Raw genomic sequence first — 15,205 nt, 5'->3', positions numbered from 1 at the left:
ACTTATGGCTTTTCTGCGGGACTAAACAGCACCCCTGTCCGTTTACGATTGGCCAGGAGTCGCACTGACTATGCCCTTAGGGGCTGTTCCACCATCAGCAACTTAGAGAGACGGATGAATATCACCAGCTTTGCGCAACGCGTGTTCTTGTCACTTTTTCTGCTCAGCGCACCGGCTGTCTGGGCCAATCAGCAAGTGATCCCTTCTGCACCGCAGTTGGCGGCCAAATCCTATGTGCTGCTGGATGCCGCCAGTGGCAAGGTGCTGGTGGAAAACAACGGCGACCAGCGTCTACCGCCGGCCAGCCTGACCAAACTGATGACCGCTTACATCGCCACCCTGGAAATTCGCAAAGGTAAGATCGGCGTACAAGACCTGGTGCCGATCAGTGAGCATGCGTGGCGCACCGGTGGTGCTTCGTCCGGTGGTTCGACCATGTTCCTGCCGCTCAACAGCCAAGCTTCTGTGGATGACCTGCTGCACGGTGTGATTATCCAGTCGGGTAACGACGCGAGTATCGCACTGGCTGAGTACATCGCCGGCAGTGAAGACGCATTCGCTGACATGATGAACGAAACGGCTGCACGCCTGGGCATGAGCAACAGCCACTTTATGAATGCCACGGGTTTGCCGCACGCCGAGCATTACTCCAGCGCTCACGACATGGCCATTCTCGCTCGCGCCATCATCAATGAAGATCAGGAACACTACGCCATCTATGCGCAGAAAGAGTTCCTCTGGAACAACATCAAGCAGGGTAACCGTAACCTGCTGTTGTGGCGCGACAAGACTGTTGATGGCCTGAAAACCGGCCACACCGAGGAAGCGGGTTACTGCCTGGTCGCCTCCGCTGTGCGTGATGGCGCGCGAATGATTACCTCGGTGTTCGGCACCGTCAGTGAGTCGGCCCGCGCGGCTGAAACCCAGAAGCTGCTGACCTATGGTTTCCGCTTCTTCGAAACCCGCACCTTCTACAAGCAAGGCCAGGAACTGGCTCAGGCTCAGGTTTGGAAAGGCACTGTGCGTCAGGTTAAAGCAGGTTTGGCGTCTGATTTGAGCCTGACCCTGCCCAAAGGTCAGCTGGAAAAGCTGCAAGCCGGCATGATCCTCAACCCGCAGCTCACTGCGCCAATTGCCCAGGGTGATGTGATTGGTAAAGTTGAGGTGAAACTGGGCGAGGAAGTGGTGCACAGCGCCGACTTGATTGCCCTGGAAGCCATCGAGGAAGGTAGTTTCTTCCGCCGCCTGTGGGATAGCATCAGCCTGTTCTTCTTTGGACTCTTCAACTGATATCGTGACCGACACGCTCCTGCAGGCCGCGGGAGCGCTGTTGTTGCCACGGCTTACGAGGCCGTTACCACCATGAGTCAACCTGACGTTAAAACGCACAAGATCGAATTTCCCTGCGCCGATTACCCGATCAAGGTGGTTGGCGACAGCGGAGAAACCTACAAGGACACGGTGATCGAAGTCCTCAGCAAATATGCCAAGGTCGATCTCACTACCCTGGCCGAGCGCCAAAGCAGCAACGGCAAATACACCACGGTGCAATTGCATATCATCGCCACGGGTGAAGACCAGTTGCGCGATATCAACAGTGCGCTGCGTGCGACCGGTATCGTCCATATGGTGCTCTGATGAGCCTGCCGCTCGGCTTTCGTCAGTTGGGTCGGGTTGAGTACGAGCCTACCTGGCATGCGATGCAGCGCTTTACTGACACGCGTGGCGCGGATACACCAGACGAGGTCTGGCTGCTTGAACACTCCCCCGTCTTTACCCAGGGGCAGGCCGGCAAAGCCGAGCATGTGTTGTTTGCGGGTGACATTCCGGTGGTGCAGGTTGATCGCGGCGGTCAGGTGACTTACCACGGCCCCGGCCAGTTGGTGGCTTACCTGCTGCTGGACGTGCGCCGCAGTGGCATTGGCGTGCGTGAGCTGGTCAGCCGGATCGAGCGCAGCCTGATTGATCTGCTGGCCAGCTATGGCGTCAACGCCACTGCTAAGCCCGATGCACCCGGGGTGTATGTGGATGGGGCGAAGATCGCCTCGCTGGGGCTGCGTATCCGTAATGGTCGTTCTTTCCACGGCCTGGCGCTAAATGTGGACATGGACCTGCAACCGTTCCAGCGCATCAACCCCTGTGGCTATGCCGGCATGGCCATGACGCAGCTGGCCGATCAGGTCGAGGGGTCGATAGACATTTCCGACGTCAGTGCGCGGCTGCGCGAACAGCTGGGCAAACACCTGGACTACCCGCAACAGCAGACCCTGGCCGGCGTAATGGACTGTTAGATAGCGGCAGAATAAAAAACGCCTGACCCTAGGTAAATCCAGGGTCAGGCGTTTTTTTATGGTCCGATTAATTCAGATTCAGGGTCGGAATCAGGCTGTTGTCGAGCGGCTGGCCTGGCACGGGTACCGGCGCAGCCAGGCCCAGGTTGTTCTTCTCAAACACCTTGTCGGCGCGGTAGCTGGAGCGTACCAGCGGACCGGCGGCCACTTCCATAAAGCCTTTTTGCAGGCCGAGCTCGCGGAAATGATTGAACGCTTCCGGGCTGACCCAGCGCTGGACCTTCAAGTGGTTGCGCGTGGGTTGTAGGTATTGACCAAGGGTGAGGATGTCCACGCCGATGGCCCGCAGGTCATCCATGGTTTCCAGGATTTCTTCGTCGGTCTCACCGAGACCGAGCATCAGGCTGGTCTTGGTCAGCACGTCCGGGCGATGGCGTTTGGCATGCTCCAGTACGCGCAGGGTCTTCTCGTAGCCGGCGCGCGGGTCGCGCACGGCATGAGTCAGGCGCTTAACCGTCTCAACGTTTTGCGCGAACACTTCAAGACCCGAATCGACTACGCGCTCGATGGCCTGCAGGTCGCCGTCGAAGTCCGGGGTCAGGGCTTCTACCACGACATGCGGGGTGCGTTCTTTTATGGCCCGAACGCTGGCGGCGTAGTGCGCAGCACCGCCGTCGTCCAGGTCGTCGCGATCCACCGAGGTCAGCACGATATAGCGCAGCGCCATGAGCTCCACCGACTTGGCGGTGTTCTGCGGCTCTTCCAGATCCAACCAGCCATTCGGGTTGCCGGTATCCACGGCGCAGAAGCGGCAGGCGCGAGTACACACCGAGCCCATCAGCATGATGGTGGCGGTGCCGTTGGACCAGCACTCACCCATATTCGGGCAATGGGATTCCTGGCATACCGTGCTCAGGCGGTGTTCGCTGACATTGCGCTTGACCGCTTCGAAGCGACTGCCGCCGGGCGCCTTGACCCGCAGCCATTTTGGCTTGGGCTCGAAGACCTGAGGTTCGCTTGAGGCGCGGCGCTTTTGCCCGTCCTTGATTGCGGTGATGCCTTGAGTGGTGCGAAATTTTTCGCCGCTGGCAACGGTTTTAGGCGGGGAGGTATCGGACATCGGCAATCTGGGCTCCGCTAGAGGCTCCGGGGGACGAGGCGGCTTGTGGCCGCCGCGCAGTCTATCACAGGGTGTGACTGTGCAGTCCGTTGAGCGCCGTGCGGTTCCAGCTGCTCGGTTGGAGCGGCCGGCGCGCAGGGTTTGGACGCGGCGCAGTTAGTTATCTGAGTTGCAGCAACAAATCATGGCTGGGGTAGCCGTCCGCAGGTTGCCCTTGGCTCTGCTGGAATGCGCGTACCGCCTTGCGCGTATTAGCGCCGATGATGCCGTCTGCGGGGCCAGGTTCGTAGCCTTTGCTGGCGAGCAGTTCCTGCAGTTCGATGCGTTCGCTGCGTCCCAGTTGACGGTCGCCTCGCGGCCATGCGGCTTGTACGCCCGGATTGCCATCCAGCGCATCGCTGAGTAGGCCAATGGCCAACGCGTAGGCAGTGGAGTTGTTGTATTTGAGAATGCTGCGGAAGTTGTTCAGCAGCAGGAACGCCGGGCCGCGATGGCCGGCAGGTAGAAACAGTGTGGCCAGGCTTTGCTCATCGGCATCGACGGCTCTAACTGGGTTGATCCCAAGGGTGCGCCATTGCGCCACGCTGCGGCGCACTTCCGGGTCGGCCAGGGCGTAGTCGAAAGCCTGGGGCAGGTTTACTTCAAAGCCCCAAGGTTGACCATTTTCCCAGCCGGATGCTTGCAGGTAGTGTGCGGCGGAGGCCAAGGCGTCAGGGGGCGAGCTCCATAAGTCGCGACGGCCGTCACCATCAAAATCCACGGCATGCTGATTGAAGGTGGTCGGCATAAATTGAGTTTGGCCCATGGCGCCCGCCCATGAGCCAATCAGCCCCTGCGCAGGGCCGTCACCGGCTTGCAGTATCTGCAGTGCGGCCAACAACTGGCTGCGCCAGAATACTTGGCGGCGGCCGTCATAGGCCAGGGTGGCCAGGGAACGGATCACGTTGTGGCTGCCGATATTGCTGCCGTAGTTACTTTCCATGCCCCAGATAGCGATCAGCACTTCATGGTCTACGGCATAGGTGCTGCGAATGGCTTTCAGCGTTGGCCGGTGCTGTGCTTTGAGCACGCGGCCCTGGGCGATGCGCGAAACCGAGACGGCGCCGTCGATGTACTCCCATACCGGACGCGTGAACTCTGGCTGGCTGCTATCTGAGGTGACAACCCGCGGGTCAAGGGTGATACCGGCAAATGTGCGGTCGAACAGGTCTGCATCGATCCCGGCGGCGATGGCATCGCTGCGTAGCAACGTGCGCCATTCATCAAAGCTGAGTAGCGGCGTGGGGCTGAGGACGGCGCTCGCAATTGGGCTCGCGGGTGCAGCGGTAGCCGTGATCGGCGCGGCGGCAAGCGGTTGGGCGGGTGCGTCGGCGCAAGCCGTCAAGAGCAGTAGGATGCACGCAGTAGCGCTGTGGGACAGGCCCCGAATAAGCAGGTAAGGCATGGTGGTCTCGGCACATTTTGCAGGCCGTAACCTTAGCACGATTGAGGCGTTATGCGGGCTGCAGCGGGCGTTTCAAGCAGCCAGAAAGTATGAAGCCTCCCAGTTTTGCTGGGAGGCTTCGCGGCGGTAGCTGCCTTTGCCTTTGCTGGGTGTTTCCTGGCGTGAGCGAAACAGTGGCTGGGCAATCAGGGATTTGGCCTTGTTAGGCCGGTTTTTGGCTTTCTTCGCCATGGCGTGTCCTCAGGAAATGGTCTGCACCTTTGCAGGCGGCTGAAGCATGATCCGCTGCTTGCTGAATGTCCAGAGGTCGAACGCTAGTGGCTTAGCCCAAGGCGTTGGCCGCAGACGCTCAGGGTCAGTAAGCTCAGGCCGCTCCATGGGTTGCCTGCCGCTTGGCCCTTGATCTGGGCGTCAATCTGTTGGGCGTCTTGCAGGAGAGCAGCCCAGCGTGCGGCAGTTAGGCGTTGCAGGGCTTTGCTGACCAAAGGGCGGCGTTTGTCCCAGACTGGGGGGCGGGCTGAGCTAAACGCTTTATCCAGCGGCATGCCTTGGGCATGTTGCTGGGCGAGGGTGGCCAGTAGACGGATTTCCCGCGCCAGCGCCCAAAGGATTACCGGCGGCTCCACCCCTTCGCCGCGCAGGCCTTCGAGGATGCGCAAGGCATGCGCGGCTTCACCATTGAGGGCCGCGTCGATTAGGCCGAACACATCAAAGCGCGCACTATCTGCCACCGAGGCGTGCACGGTGTCGACATCGATCTGTGTGCCTTCGGCCAACAGTTTAAGTTTTTCGATTTCCTGGGCGGCGGCGAGCAGGTTGCCTTCAACGCGTATGGCAATCATGTCTACCGCTTCGGCGCTGGCGCTAAGGCCGGACTGCGCCAGGCGCTGGCGAATCCATTGCGGTAGCTGGTGGGCATCAACCGGCCAGATCTGCACGAATTGAGTCTGTGCGCCTTCGATCAGCGCCTTACCCCATTTGCTCTTCTGTGCGCTGCCATCGAGCTTTGGCAGGCTGACCAACAGTACGGTGTCTTCGGCAGGGCGTGCCAGGTATTCGAGGAGGGCTGCGCCCTTGTCGCTAGGCTTGCCGTTGGGCACGCGTAACTCCAATAAGCGCTTATCGGCAAACAGCGACAGGCTGGCGCCGGCTTGTAGCAGGTTGCCCCAGTCGAAGTTATTGTCGGCGTTGAATACCTGGCGCTCGCTAAAGCCTTGCTGGCGGGTGGCGGCACGGATGGCGTCAGCCGCTTCCTGGCAGAGCAGCGGTTCATCGCCGCTGACCACATACACCGGGCTCAGGTTGCCCTGCAGGTGCTTGCCGAGTTGTGCCCCGTTGAGTTTCATGGCTGGTTGAGTTTCATCGCGGTGCGAAGCGGGGCCGCTTGCGCGGCCCGGCAGCCTTACTGGGCAGGGATTGGCAGCTGAATCGGTGACTGTTGCGGTTGAGCCGCCTGTTGCTGGCGAGCCGCTTCCAGGGCATCGGCTTCGGCCTGCGCCTTGGCTTCTGCAGTTTGCTGCAGCTGGTCGAGCTGCTGCGGAGTGATCTGCTGCAGGCGCAGTACCAGCTGCTGGATCAGTTCGCGGTTCATTTCCTTGCGAGTTTGCTCAGCTTCCTGGTCATTGCCGATCAGGTTGTTGCCGTCCTGTGCGTAGAAGCTCTGTGCTTCCAGTTTATCGCTGAGCAACAGCAAGTTTTTGCTGCCGCGAATTTCGTACTCGAGGGTTTTGTTCAGTTCGTACTCGGCCGTGCGGGCGGAGCTGGTGAAGCTGGCCGCGCGACGGTCTTCCTGTTCGTTGCTCAGAACCAGGCTATACGGCGCACCCGGGTAGACCCGTACGCCGTTGGTCTCCAGCACTTCACGCACGTCCTTCACGGTTTCGCCGTAGGCATTGCGCGCGCTGACGTCGAGCTCTTTGAGGGCGAACTGAACGTCACCGGTGCCGCGCAGCTGGAAGCCACATGCGCTGAGCAGGGTGGCCAGGCCCATTACCAACAGATTCCGTTTGATCATCTTTTATCCCCTTGGCGTATCGTGCGGCGCGCCGCTTAGCGGCTGCGCCGAGCTTAATCAGTTGGCTACGATGTTGACCAGTTTGCCTGGTACCACGATGACCTTGCGAATGCTCAGGCCTTCGGTAAAGCGCAACACGCTTTCATTGCAGCGTGCAGCGGCTTCGACTTCCTCACGGGAGGCCGAAGCGGATACTTCAATTTGCCCGCGCAGCTTGCCGTTCACCTGGATCACCAGGGTCAGGCTGTCCTGTACCAGGGCTGATTCGTCCACCTGTGGCCAGCGGGCATCGATGATAGCGCCGTCGTGGCCCAACTCCTGCCACAGCTGATGGCTGATGTGCGGTGTGATTGGTGCCAGAAGTAAGGCTACCGCCTCTAGGCCTTCCTGTAGCAGGGCGCGGTCCTGACTGGTGCCTTGCGCGGCTTTTTCCAGCACGTTCATCAGCGTCATCACTTGGGCAATGGCGGTGTTGAATTTGTGGTGCTGGCCAATATCGATGCTGGACTGCTTGATCGCCAAGTGAGTGGCGCGGCGCACCGCCTTCTGCTCGTCGGTCAGGCTGGCGAGGTCGAGTGCACCGGCAATGCCCTGATTCACGTGATTTTGCGCCAAGCGCCAGACGCGGCGCAGGAAGCGATTCGCGCCTTCAACGCCGGCGTCCGACCATTCGCAGCTCATGTCAGGCGGCGAGGCGAACATCATAAACAGGCGGCAGGTGTCGGCGCCGAACTGGTCGATCATCGACTGTGGGTCGACGCCGTTGTTCTTTGACTTGGACATCTTCTCGGTGCCACCGATTTCCACCGGCAGGCCGTCGGCTTTCAGCTTGGCGCTGATGACCTTGGCTTTAGCGTCACGCTCAAGCTCGACGTCAGCTGGGTTGAACCAGTCTTTGCCGCCGTTATCCAGGGTGCGGTAGTAGGTATCCGCCACCACCATGCCCTGGGTCAGCAGGTTCTTGAATGGCTCGTTAGACGACACCAGGCCTTCATCGCGCATCAGCTTGTGGAAGAAGCGCGCATAAAGCAGGTGCAGAATCGCGTGTTCGATACCGCCGATGTATTGATCGACCGGCAGCCAGTGGTTGGCGGCCGCTGGGTCGACCATACCGCCGGTGTAATGCGGCGAAGCGTAGCGGGCGTAATACCAGGACGATTCAACGAAGGTGTCCATGGTGTCGGTTTCGCGCTTGGCCGGGCTGCCGCATTTAGGGCAGCTGCATTCGTAGAACTCAGGCATGCGCGCCAGCGGGCTGCCCGCGCCATCTGGCACCACGTCTTCTGGCAGTACCACCGGCAGTTGATCGTCCGGTACCGGTACGTCACCGCAGGTGTCGCAATGGATGATCGGGATTGGGCAGCCCCAGTAACGCTGGCGGCTGATGCCCCAGTCGCGCAGGCGGAACTGAGTCTTGCGCGCGCCGTGGGCGTTGGCTTCAAGATCAGCGACGATAGCGTCGAAGGCGGCATTGAAGTCGAGGTTGTCGTACTGGCCGGAGTTGACGGTTGTCAGTCCCGCTTTGTCGCCGTACCAGTCCTGCCACTGCTGGGCATCGTAGTCTTTGCCTTCGCCGGCATAGACCTGAGTGATGGGTAGGCCGTATTTAGTGGCGAATTCGAAGTCGCGTTCATCGTGTGCAGGTACGGCCATCACCGCGCCTTCGCCGTAGCCCCACAGTACGTAGTTGGCGACGAACACCGGCAGCTTGTCGCCGCTCAGCGGATGGATAACGAACTGGCCGGTGGCCACGCCTTTCTTCTCCATGGTGGCCATGTCGGCCTCGGCCACGGAGCCGGCTTTGCATTCGGCGATAAAGGCGGCGATGGCTGGGTTGCTTTCGGCAGCGCGCTGCGACAGCGGGTGCTCGGCGGCAACGGCGACATAAGTCGCGCCCATCAGGGTGTCGGGACGGGTGGTGTAGACCTTCAGCTGGCCGTCAATACCGACGCTGGCGCGGTCGTAATCAAAGGCTACATCGGCGCCGAAACTCTTGCCGATCCAGTTGCGCTGCATGGTCTTGACCTGTTCTGGCCAGCCATCCAGTTCATCCAAGCTGCTCAAGAGCTCTTCCGCATAGGCGGTGATCTTGAAGTAGTACATGGGGATTTCGCGCTTCTCGATCAGCGCGCCGGAACGCCAGCCGCGGCCGTCGATGACCTGCTCGTTGGCGAGGACGGTTTGATCCACTGGGTCCCAGTTTACCGAGCCATTTTTGCGGTAGATCACGCCTTTTTCGAACAGTTTGGTGAACAGCCACTGTTCCCAGCGGTAGTAATCCGGTTTGCAGGTGGTGACTTCGCGGGTCCAATCCACTGCCAGGCCCAGGCTCTTGAGCTGGGTCTTCATGTAGGCGATGTTCTCGTAGGTCCACTTGGCCGGTGCGACCTTGTTTTTCATCGCCGCATTTTCCGCCGGCATGCCGAAAGCGTCCCAGCCCATGGGCTGCAACACGTTCTTGCCCTGCATGCGCTGGTAGCGTGTGATCACGTCACCAATGGTGTAGTTGCGCACATGGCCCATGTGCAGCTTGCCGCTTGGGTAAGGGAACATCGACAGGCAATAGAAAGTCTCCTTGCCCGGCTGTTCGCTCACTACAAAGGATTTCTGCGCGTCCCAATGGGACTGCGCGGCGGCTTCTATTTCACGGGGCGAATACTGTTCTTGCATGGCTACCGGCACTGGGAATAAGGGCTTGCGGGAAGCGCCGTAGCATACATGAGCCCTGCTTAATCAGGGAAACCCTGATTGCGCCGGCTTTGACTGGCTGCAGCCGAGGTTCGCCGTTTGTCGCGGCATCCGGCTGCTGAAAAAGCGAACGCTAAGCTGATTATATGGAGCACGCGACGTGCTCCGTTGCGAGGTGATGGATGGCAGAATTAAGGCGTGGCGTTCCCGGCGCAGGCCTGTATGAACGGCTGCTGCAGCGTCTTGCCATGGCGTTGGATGAGGCGGACAGTTTGAGCGTGCTGTCCACGCAACCGCCGCTGGAGTTGGAGTTGCGCGGCTTGACGGCGGCAGAAATGGAGCTGATTCGCGCCTACCTTGATCGGGACCTGGACTGGCTGCGCGGCTGGCACGCGGCGGCTCAGGAAATGGCGCAGATCGAGCAACTGCCAAGTTCACGCAAGGTTGGCCGCACCGGGCGCAAGGCCACGGCTGCACTGCCCGGCAAGATAAAGCCCTTGCTTAAGCGGCGCCTACAGCTGTGTTGCGCGCTGTGCGGAACCCTGGCCGGTTGGCAGCCGGGTAATGGTGTGCAGGCGTGTAAGGCCTGTGGTTCACAGTTGTTTCGGGCCAGTAATCACCGATAGGCTGCGCGCACCCATGGAGGTGCCCAATGCCGCTTCGCTACATTCTTAAACAGTTTTTCCTGCCGCCAGGCTTGTTCCTGCTTTTGCTGTTGGCCGCCTGGTGGCTACGACGGCGTTTCCCGCGATTGGCGGCAGGCTGCATGGTTGTTGGGTTAGGAGGTATGTGGCTGTTTAGCCTGCCGGTGGTGGTCGAGCATTCGGCGCAGCTACTGGAAACTGAGCCGGCGCTAAAAGAAACGCAGTGGCTCGATTTGAATCAACAGGTCGATGTGATTGTGGTGCTGGGTGGTGGGCGTGAGCTGGATGATCCCGGCTGGGGCGCTGATCAACCCAGCCTGATGGCGTTGGAGCGGGTGCGTTTCGCTGCGCGCCTGGCCAAAGCCTCGGGTTTGCCGCTGCTAACCAGTGGCGGGTTGCACTATGGTGTCCCGCCCAGTGAGGCGGCATTGATGGCTGACGTGCTGGCGCGCGATTACAACTTGCCGGTGCGGTGGCAGGAGGGCGTGAGCCGCACCACGTGGGAGAATGCGACCCACAGCGCTGAGTTGCTGAAGCAGGCGGGGGTTACCCGCGTGGTGTTGGTCACCCAGGCCTGGCATATGCCCAGGTCACGCTGGAGTTTCGAGCAGGCCGGGTTGCAGGTAGTCAGTGCGCCGATGGGCTTTCTCGGTACGCCTAATGGCCGCCCTGCTGGCGGTTGGTTACCGGAAAGCAAGGCGGTGTGGCAAAACGGTCTGCTGCTTAACGAGGCCATCGGCTTGTTGGCGTATCGGTTGTTCTACCGGGGCCCCGCTGAGCAGTAACAACCCCGGTTTTTAACACTAGCTATTGATCAACTCCGCATGGTGGCACGCCACCTGTCGTGCATCGAGCAGACGCAACGCAGGTTGTTCGACCTGACAGCGCTCGCTGGCATGCGGGCAGCGCTGGTGGAACGCGCAACCGCTGGGCGGTGACAGCGGGTTGGGTAGCTCGCCACTGATCTTGATCTTGGGTTTGCTCGGATCAGGATGAATAGTTGGCGTCGCCGACAGCAGTGCCTGGGTGTAAGGGTGCAGTGGGCGCTGGTAAATCTGCTCGCTGGGGCCCATTTCCACCGGGCGGCCGAGGTACATCACCAGCACATCGTCGGCAACGTGTCGCACCACCGAGAGGTTGTGCGAGATAAAGACGTAACCGGTGTTGAACTCCTCCTGCAGGTCCATAAACAGGTTAAGCACCTGGGCCTGGATCGACACGTCCAGCGCCGAGGTCGGCTCGTCCGCCACCAGCACCTTGGGCTGCAACATCATCGCCCGCGCCAGAGCAATACGCTGACGCTGGCCGCCGGAGAACATATGCGGATAGCGCTGGTAGTGTTCGGGGCGCAGGCCGACCTGTTGCATCATCGCCTGTACACGTTCACGGCGCTCGGTGCGCGACAGCTCGGTATTGATCAGCAGCGGTTCGCCCAGCTGGTCACCGATTTTCTGCCGCGGGTTGAGTGAGGCGTAGGGGTTCTGGAAGACCATCTGCACGTCGCGGCGCAGCTGTTTGCGCTCGGCCTTGTTGGCGCCGGTTACTTCCTGCCCGGCGATCTGCAGCGAGCCGGAGCTGGGCTCCTCGATTAACGTCAGCGCGCGGGCCAGGGTGGATTTACCGCAGCCGGACTCACCGACCACGGCCAATGTCTTGCCCGCCTGCAGCTCGAAGGAGACGCCATTGAGGGCCTGAACCTGGGCATTGGGTTGGAACAAACCGCGGGAGATGTCGTAGTGACGGGTCAGGTCGCGTGCAGTTAGAACAGTGCTCATTAAGCCACCTCCGCAGTCAGATTGAGCGGATAGAAGCAGCGTACTGCGCCGCGCTCATGGGCATCCAGGGTTGGCCGTTGTTCACTGCAATGGGGCTGGGCGTAAGGGCAGCGTGGGGATAGCAGGCAGCCTGCCGGGCGGTCATAGCGCCCAGGGACAATGCCGGGCAGGGTGGTCAATCGGCGTTGACCCTGGCTGTGTTCGGGAATCGCCTTGAGCAGCGCCTCGGTATAGGGGTGAGCTGGGGCATTGAACAGCTGCGGCACGTGACCAATCTCCACGGCCTGCCCTGCATACATCACGCAAACCCGCTGCGCCGTTTCAGCCACCACGGCCAGGTCATGGGTAATCAGTACCAGGCCCATGTTCTGTTCGCGCTGCAGGCTCACCAGCAGCTCCATGATCTGCGCCTGAATGGTCACATCCAGCGCGGTGGTCGGTTCGTCGGCGATCAGCAGCTTGGGTTCGGCGGCAATCGCCATGGCAATCGCCACCCGTTGGCTCATGCCGCCGGACAGTTGATGCGGATAGGCATTGAGTCGGCTGGCGGCGGCGGGGATTTCTACTCGATCGAGCAGCTGCAGCGCACGCTCGCGGGCGGCCTGGCCCTTGAGGCCCAGGTGCTGGCGCAATACTTCTTCGATCTGGAAGCCCACGGTAAAACTGGGGTTGAGCGCGGTCATCGGGTCCTGAAAGATCATCGACAGGTCCTTGCCGACAATGTGCCGACGTTGGCGGCCCTTGAGGCGCAGCATGTCGGTGCCGTCGAATTGCAGGCTGTCGGCCGTGACGATGCCGGGGGCATCAATCAGGCCCATCAGCGCCATCATGGTCACCGACTTGCCAGAACCGGACTCGCCGACAATCGCCAGCACTTCGCCCTTTTCGATGCGCAAATCGAGGCCGTCGACCACGGGTACGGCAGTGGCGTCGCCGAAGCGCACGCTGAGGTTTTTGATATCCAATAGGCTCATGCAGGGTTCCTCACTGCGCATTCTTGAGTTTCGGGTCGAGTGCATCACGCAGCCCGTCGCCCATTAGATTGATTGCCAACACACTGAGCAGAATGGTCAGGCCCGGCAGGCTGACCACCCACCAGGCGCGCTCGATATAGTCGCGCGCCGAGGCCAGCATGGTGCCCCACTCAGGCGTCGGCGGTTGTACGCCAAGGCCGAGAAAACCCAGGGCTGCGGCATCGAGAATCGCCGAGGAAAAACTCAAGGTGGCCTGTACGATCAGCGGCGCCATGCAGTTGGGCAGCACGGTGATAAACATCAGTCGCGGCAGGCTGGCGCCAACCAGGCGTGCCGCCGTGACGTAATCGCGGTTCAGTTCGCTCATGACCGCCGCGCGGGTTAGGCGCACATAAGATGGCAGTGAGACGATGGCGATAGCGAAGATGGTGTTGATCAGCCCTGGGCCGAGGATGGCGACGATAGCCACTGCCAGCAGCAAGGATGGCAGGGCCAGCATGATGTCCATCAGGCGCATGATCGACGGGCCCAGCAGGCGCGGAAAGAACCCCGCAATCAGCCCCATAAAAATGCCGGGTATCAGCGACATCAGTACCGAGGCCAGGCCGATCAACAGCGACAGGCGTGCGCCGTGGATCAGCCGCGAGAGCAGGTCACGGCCGACTTCATCGGTGCCCAGTAAAAACTGCAACTGGCCACCCTCCAGCCAGGCGGGCGGGGTCAGCATAAAGTCGCGGAATTGTTCGCTAGGGTCGTGTGGCGCAATCCACGGCGCGAACAGCGCGCAGATCACCAGCACGATCATAAACAACAGCCCGGCAACCGCGCCCTTGTTGTGAGCGAAGGCTTGCCAGAACTCCTTGAGTGGCGATGGGTAGAGCAGCGATTGGTCGAGGCCGGCGTTTAGGGTTTCAGTGGTCATAGTGGGCTCCGTAGAACCTGTGCATGGCCTCGCGAGCTAGCGCGAGACAAGGAAAAAGTAGCTGAGGAAGCGGAGTGTGCTGTTGCACATGAGCATTCCGAAGCTGGTTTTGACGCGGTATCGCCGACGCGCAGCAGGCCATGAGCAGGTTCTTAGCGCTGATGGCGGATGCGGGGATTGGCCAGGCCGTAGAGAATATCCACGACGAAGTTGACCAGGATCACCAGGCAGGCGATCAGCAGAATGCCGTTCTGCACCACCGGGTAATCACGCGCGCCGATCGACTCGATCAGCCATTTGCCGATACCGGGCCAAGAGAAGATGGTTTCAGTCAGCACCGCGCCGGCTAACAGCGCGCCGATTTGCAGGCCGAACACCGTGAGTACCGGAATCAGCGCATTGCGCAGGCCATGCACGAACACCACGCGCGCCGGCGACAGGCCTTTGGCGCGGGCAGTGCGTACATAGTCTTCGCGCAGCACTTCAAGCATGGCTGAGCGGGTCATGCGGGCAATCACCGCCAAGGGAATGGTACCGAGCACAATGGCCGGCAGAATCAGGTGGTGCAGCGCATCAGTAAACGCGCCGGGTTCGTCGGCCAGCAGGGTGTCGATCAACATAAACCCAGTGACGGGTGGAATGTCGTAGAGCAGGTCGATACGCCCGGACACTGGCGTCCAACCCAACCACACCGAGAAGAACATGATCAGCAACAGGCCCCACCAGAAAATCGGCATGGAGTAGCCGGCCAGTGAAATGCCCATCACGCCATGATCGAACAAGGAGCCGCGTTTGAGGGCGGCTATCACGCCAGCGATCAGGCCGAGCGTGCCGGCGAACAGCAGGGCGGCCAAGGACAATTCCAGGGTGGCGGGAAAAAGGGTGATGAATTCGCGCCATACGCTTTCGCGGGTGCGCAACGACTCACCCAGGTCGCCCTGAGCCAACTGGCCGATGTAGTCGAAATATTGTGCGTACAGCGGTTTGTTCAGGCCCAGGCGCTCCATGGCCTCGGCGTGCATCACCGGGTCAACGCGACGTTCGCCCATCATTACTTCCACGGGGTCGCCGGGGATCATACGAATCAGCGCGAAGGTCAGCAGGGTGACGCCGAAAAAGGTGGGGATCAGCAGCCCCAGGCGGCGAGCAATAAAAGCCAGCATGCGAGTCAGTGCTCCATCAAGGGTAGGCGTGCGCGGGGCTGCATGGCCTGGCGCTGTTGTAGGGCGGCGTGTGGCTCGGCACCTGGGTGCCAGGCGAGCGTGCGCTTTGCAGGTAGGACGCGGTAGGCAACGGCGAGCCAGCCGGTTGGACGTAGCCAGATAGGTGCAGG

At 60.8% G+C, this 15,205-nt stretch carries 15 protein-coding genes; 5 read left to right on the top strand and 10 right to left on the bottom strand.

The window, feature by feature from the left end; translation table 11 throughout:
- The first annotated feature begins 114 nt into the window (after nt 1-114).
- From D8779_RS15910 to lipB, 3 genes are all read left to right on the top strand, one after another.
- Entirely contained in the window at nt 115-1,290 is a 1,176-nt protein-coding gene (locus tag D8779_RS15910; RefSeq protein WP_136665470.1) for a D-alanyl-D-alanine carboxypeptidase family protein, read from the top strand.
- A gap of 72 nt (nt 1,291-1,362) precedes the next feature.
- Nucleotides 1,363-1,638 carry a DUF493 domain-containing protein gene (locus tag D8779_RS15905; protein ID WP_136665469.1) on the top strand — a complete coding sequence of 92 codons (276 nt, stop codon included), beginning with the start codon at nt 1,363-1,365 and terminating at the stop codon, nt 1,636-1,638.
- On the top strand, nt 1,638-2,291 hold the full coding sequence (gene lipB, locus D8779_RS15900; RefSeq protein ID WP_136665468.1) for a lipoyl(octanoyl) transferase LipB: 654 nt from the start codon (nt 1,638-1,640) through the stop codon (nt 2,289-2,291). The genes D8779_RS15905 and lipB overlap by 1 nt, the downstream gene beginning before the upstream one ends.
- Before the next feature lie 67 nt (nt 2,292-2,358).
- On the opposite strand, the gene lipA is transcribed toward lipB, so the two are convergent.
- The 6 genes from lipA to leuS all read right to left on the bottom strand — a co-directional run bounded on the left by lipA (nt 2,359) and on the right by leuS (nt 9,539).
- Nucleotides 2,359-3,411, bottom strand: a complete 1,053-nt coding sequence (lipA, locus tag D8779_RS15895; RefSeq protein WP_136665467.1) for a lipoyl synthase — start codon at nt 3,409-3,411, stop codon at nt 2,359-2,361.
- A 160-nt stretch (nt 3,412-3,571) separates the two neighbouring features.
- Nucleotides 3,572-4,855 carry a lytic murein transglycosylase gene (locus D8779_RS15890; protein ID WP_136665466.1) on the bottom strand — a complete coding sequence of 428 codons (1,284 nt, stop codon included), beginning with the start codon at nt 4,853-4,855 and terminating at the stop codon, nt 3,572-3,574.
- 72 nt (nt 4,856-4,927) lie between these two features.
- Nucleotides 4,928-5,086, bottom strand: a complete 159-nt coding sequence (gene arfA, locus D8779_RS15885; protein ID WP_136665465.1) for an alternative ribosome rescue factor ArfA — start codon at nt 5,084-5,086, stop codon at nt 4,928-4,930.
- A gap of 83 nt (nt 5,087-5,169) precedes the next feature.
- Nucleotides 5,170-6,201: a DNA polymerase III subunit delta gene (gene holA / locus D8779_RS15880; protein ID WP_136665464.1), complete on the bottom strand. Its 1,032-nt coding sequence runs from the start codon at nt 6,199-6,201 to the stop codon at nt 5,170-5,172.
- A 56-nt stretch (nt 6,202-6,257) separates the two neighbouring features.
- A complete protein-coding gene (locus tag D8779_RS15875) occupies nt 6,258-6,869 on the bottom strand; it encodes an LPS-assembly lipoprotein LptE (protein ID WP_136665463.1) in 612 nt (203 codons plus the stop codon).
- Nucleotides 6,870-6,926: 57 nt separating this feature from the next.
- The gene (gene leuS, locus D8779_RS15870; protein WP_136665462.1) at nt 6,927-9,539 is read right to left on the bottom strand and encodes a leucine--tRNA ligase; all 2,613 of its coding nucleotides are present in this window, start codon (nt 9,537-9,539) and stop codon (nt 6,927-6,929) included.
- 200 nt (nt 9,540-9,739) lie between these two features.
- Here leuS and D8779_RS15865 point away from each other — a divergent pair, with 200 nt between their 5' ends.
- A complete protein-coding gene (locus tag D8779_RS15865) occupies nt 9,740-10,183 on the top strand; it encodes a hypothetical protein (RefSeq protein ID WP_136665461.1) in 444 nt (147 codons plus the stop codon).
- Between the two features lie 26 nt (nt 10,184-10,209).
- Nucleotides 10,210-10,986 (top strand): YdcF family protein, encoded by a 777-nt coding sequence (locus D8779_RS15860; RefSeq protein WP_136665460.1) that lies wholly within the window; start codon nt 10,210-10,212, stop codon nt 10,984-10,986.
- 18 nt (nt 10,987-11,004) lie between these two features.
- Here the strand turns inward: D8779_RS15860 and D8779_RS15855 are convergent, their stop codons facing one another.
- From D8779_RS15855 to D8779_RS15840, 4 genes are all read right to left on the bottom strand, one after another.
- On the bottom strand, nt 11,005-11,976 hold the full coding sequence (locus tag D8779_RS15855; protein ID WP_136665459.1) for a peptide ABC transporter ATP-binding protein: 972 nt from the start codon (nt 11,974-11,976) through the stop codon (nt 11,005-11,007).
- The gene (locus tag D8779_RS15850) at nt 11,976-12,950 is read right to left on the bottom strand and encodes an ABC transporter ATP-binding protein (RefSeq protein ID WP_136665458.1); all 975 of its coding nucleotides are present in this window, start codon (nt 12,948-12,950) and stop codon (nt 11,976-11,978) included. Before D8779_RS15850 ends, D8779_RS15855 begins: the two co-directional genes overlap by 1 nt.
- 10 nt (nt 12,951-12,960) lie before the next feature.
- Nucleotides 12,961-13,872 (bottom strand): ABC transporter permease subunit, encoded by a 912-nt coding sequence (locus tag D8779_RS15845; protein WP_136665457.1) that lies wholly within the window; start codon nt 13,870-13,872, stop codon nt 12,961-12,963.
- Between the two features lie 152 nt (nt 13,873-14,024).
- Complete coding sequence (locus D8779_RS15840) at nt 14,025-15,035, bottom strand: ABC transporter permease subunit (RefSeq protein WP_136665456.1); 1,011 nt, start codon at nt 15,033-15,035, stop codon at nt 14,025-14,027.
- Nucleotides 15,036-15,205 lie beyond the last annotated feature (170 nt).

The sequence above is a fragment of the Pseudomonas leptonychotis genome (assembly GCF_004920405.1).
In the GTDB taxonomy this organism is placed as follows: domain Bacteria; phylum Pseudomonadota; class Gammaproteobacteria; order Pseudomonadales; family Pseudomonadaceae; genus Aquipseudomonas; species Aquipseudomonas leptonychotis.
The sequence above is the reverse complement of the archived record's forward strand: the minus strand, read 5'-3'. Positions and strand labels throughout refer to the sequence as shown.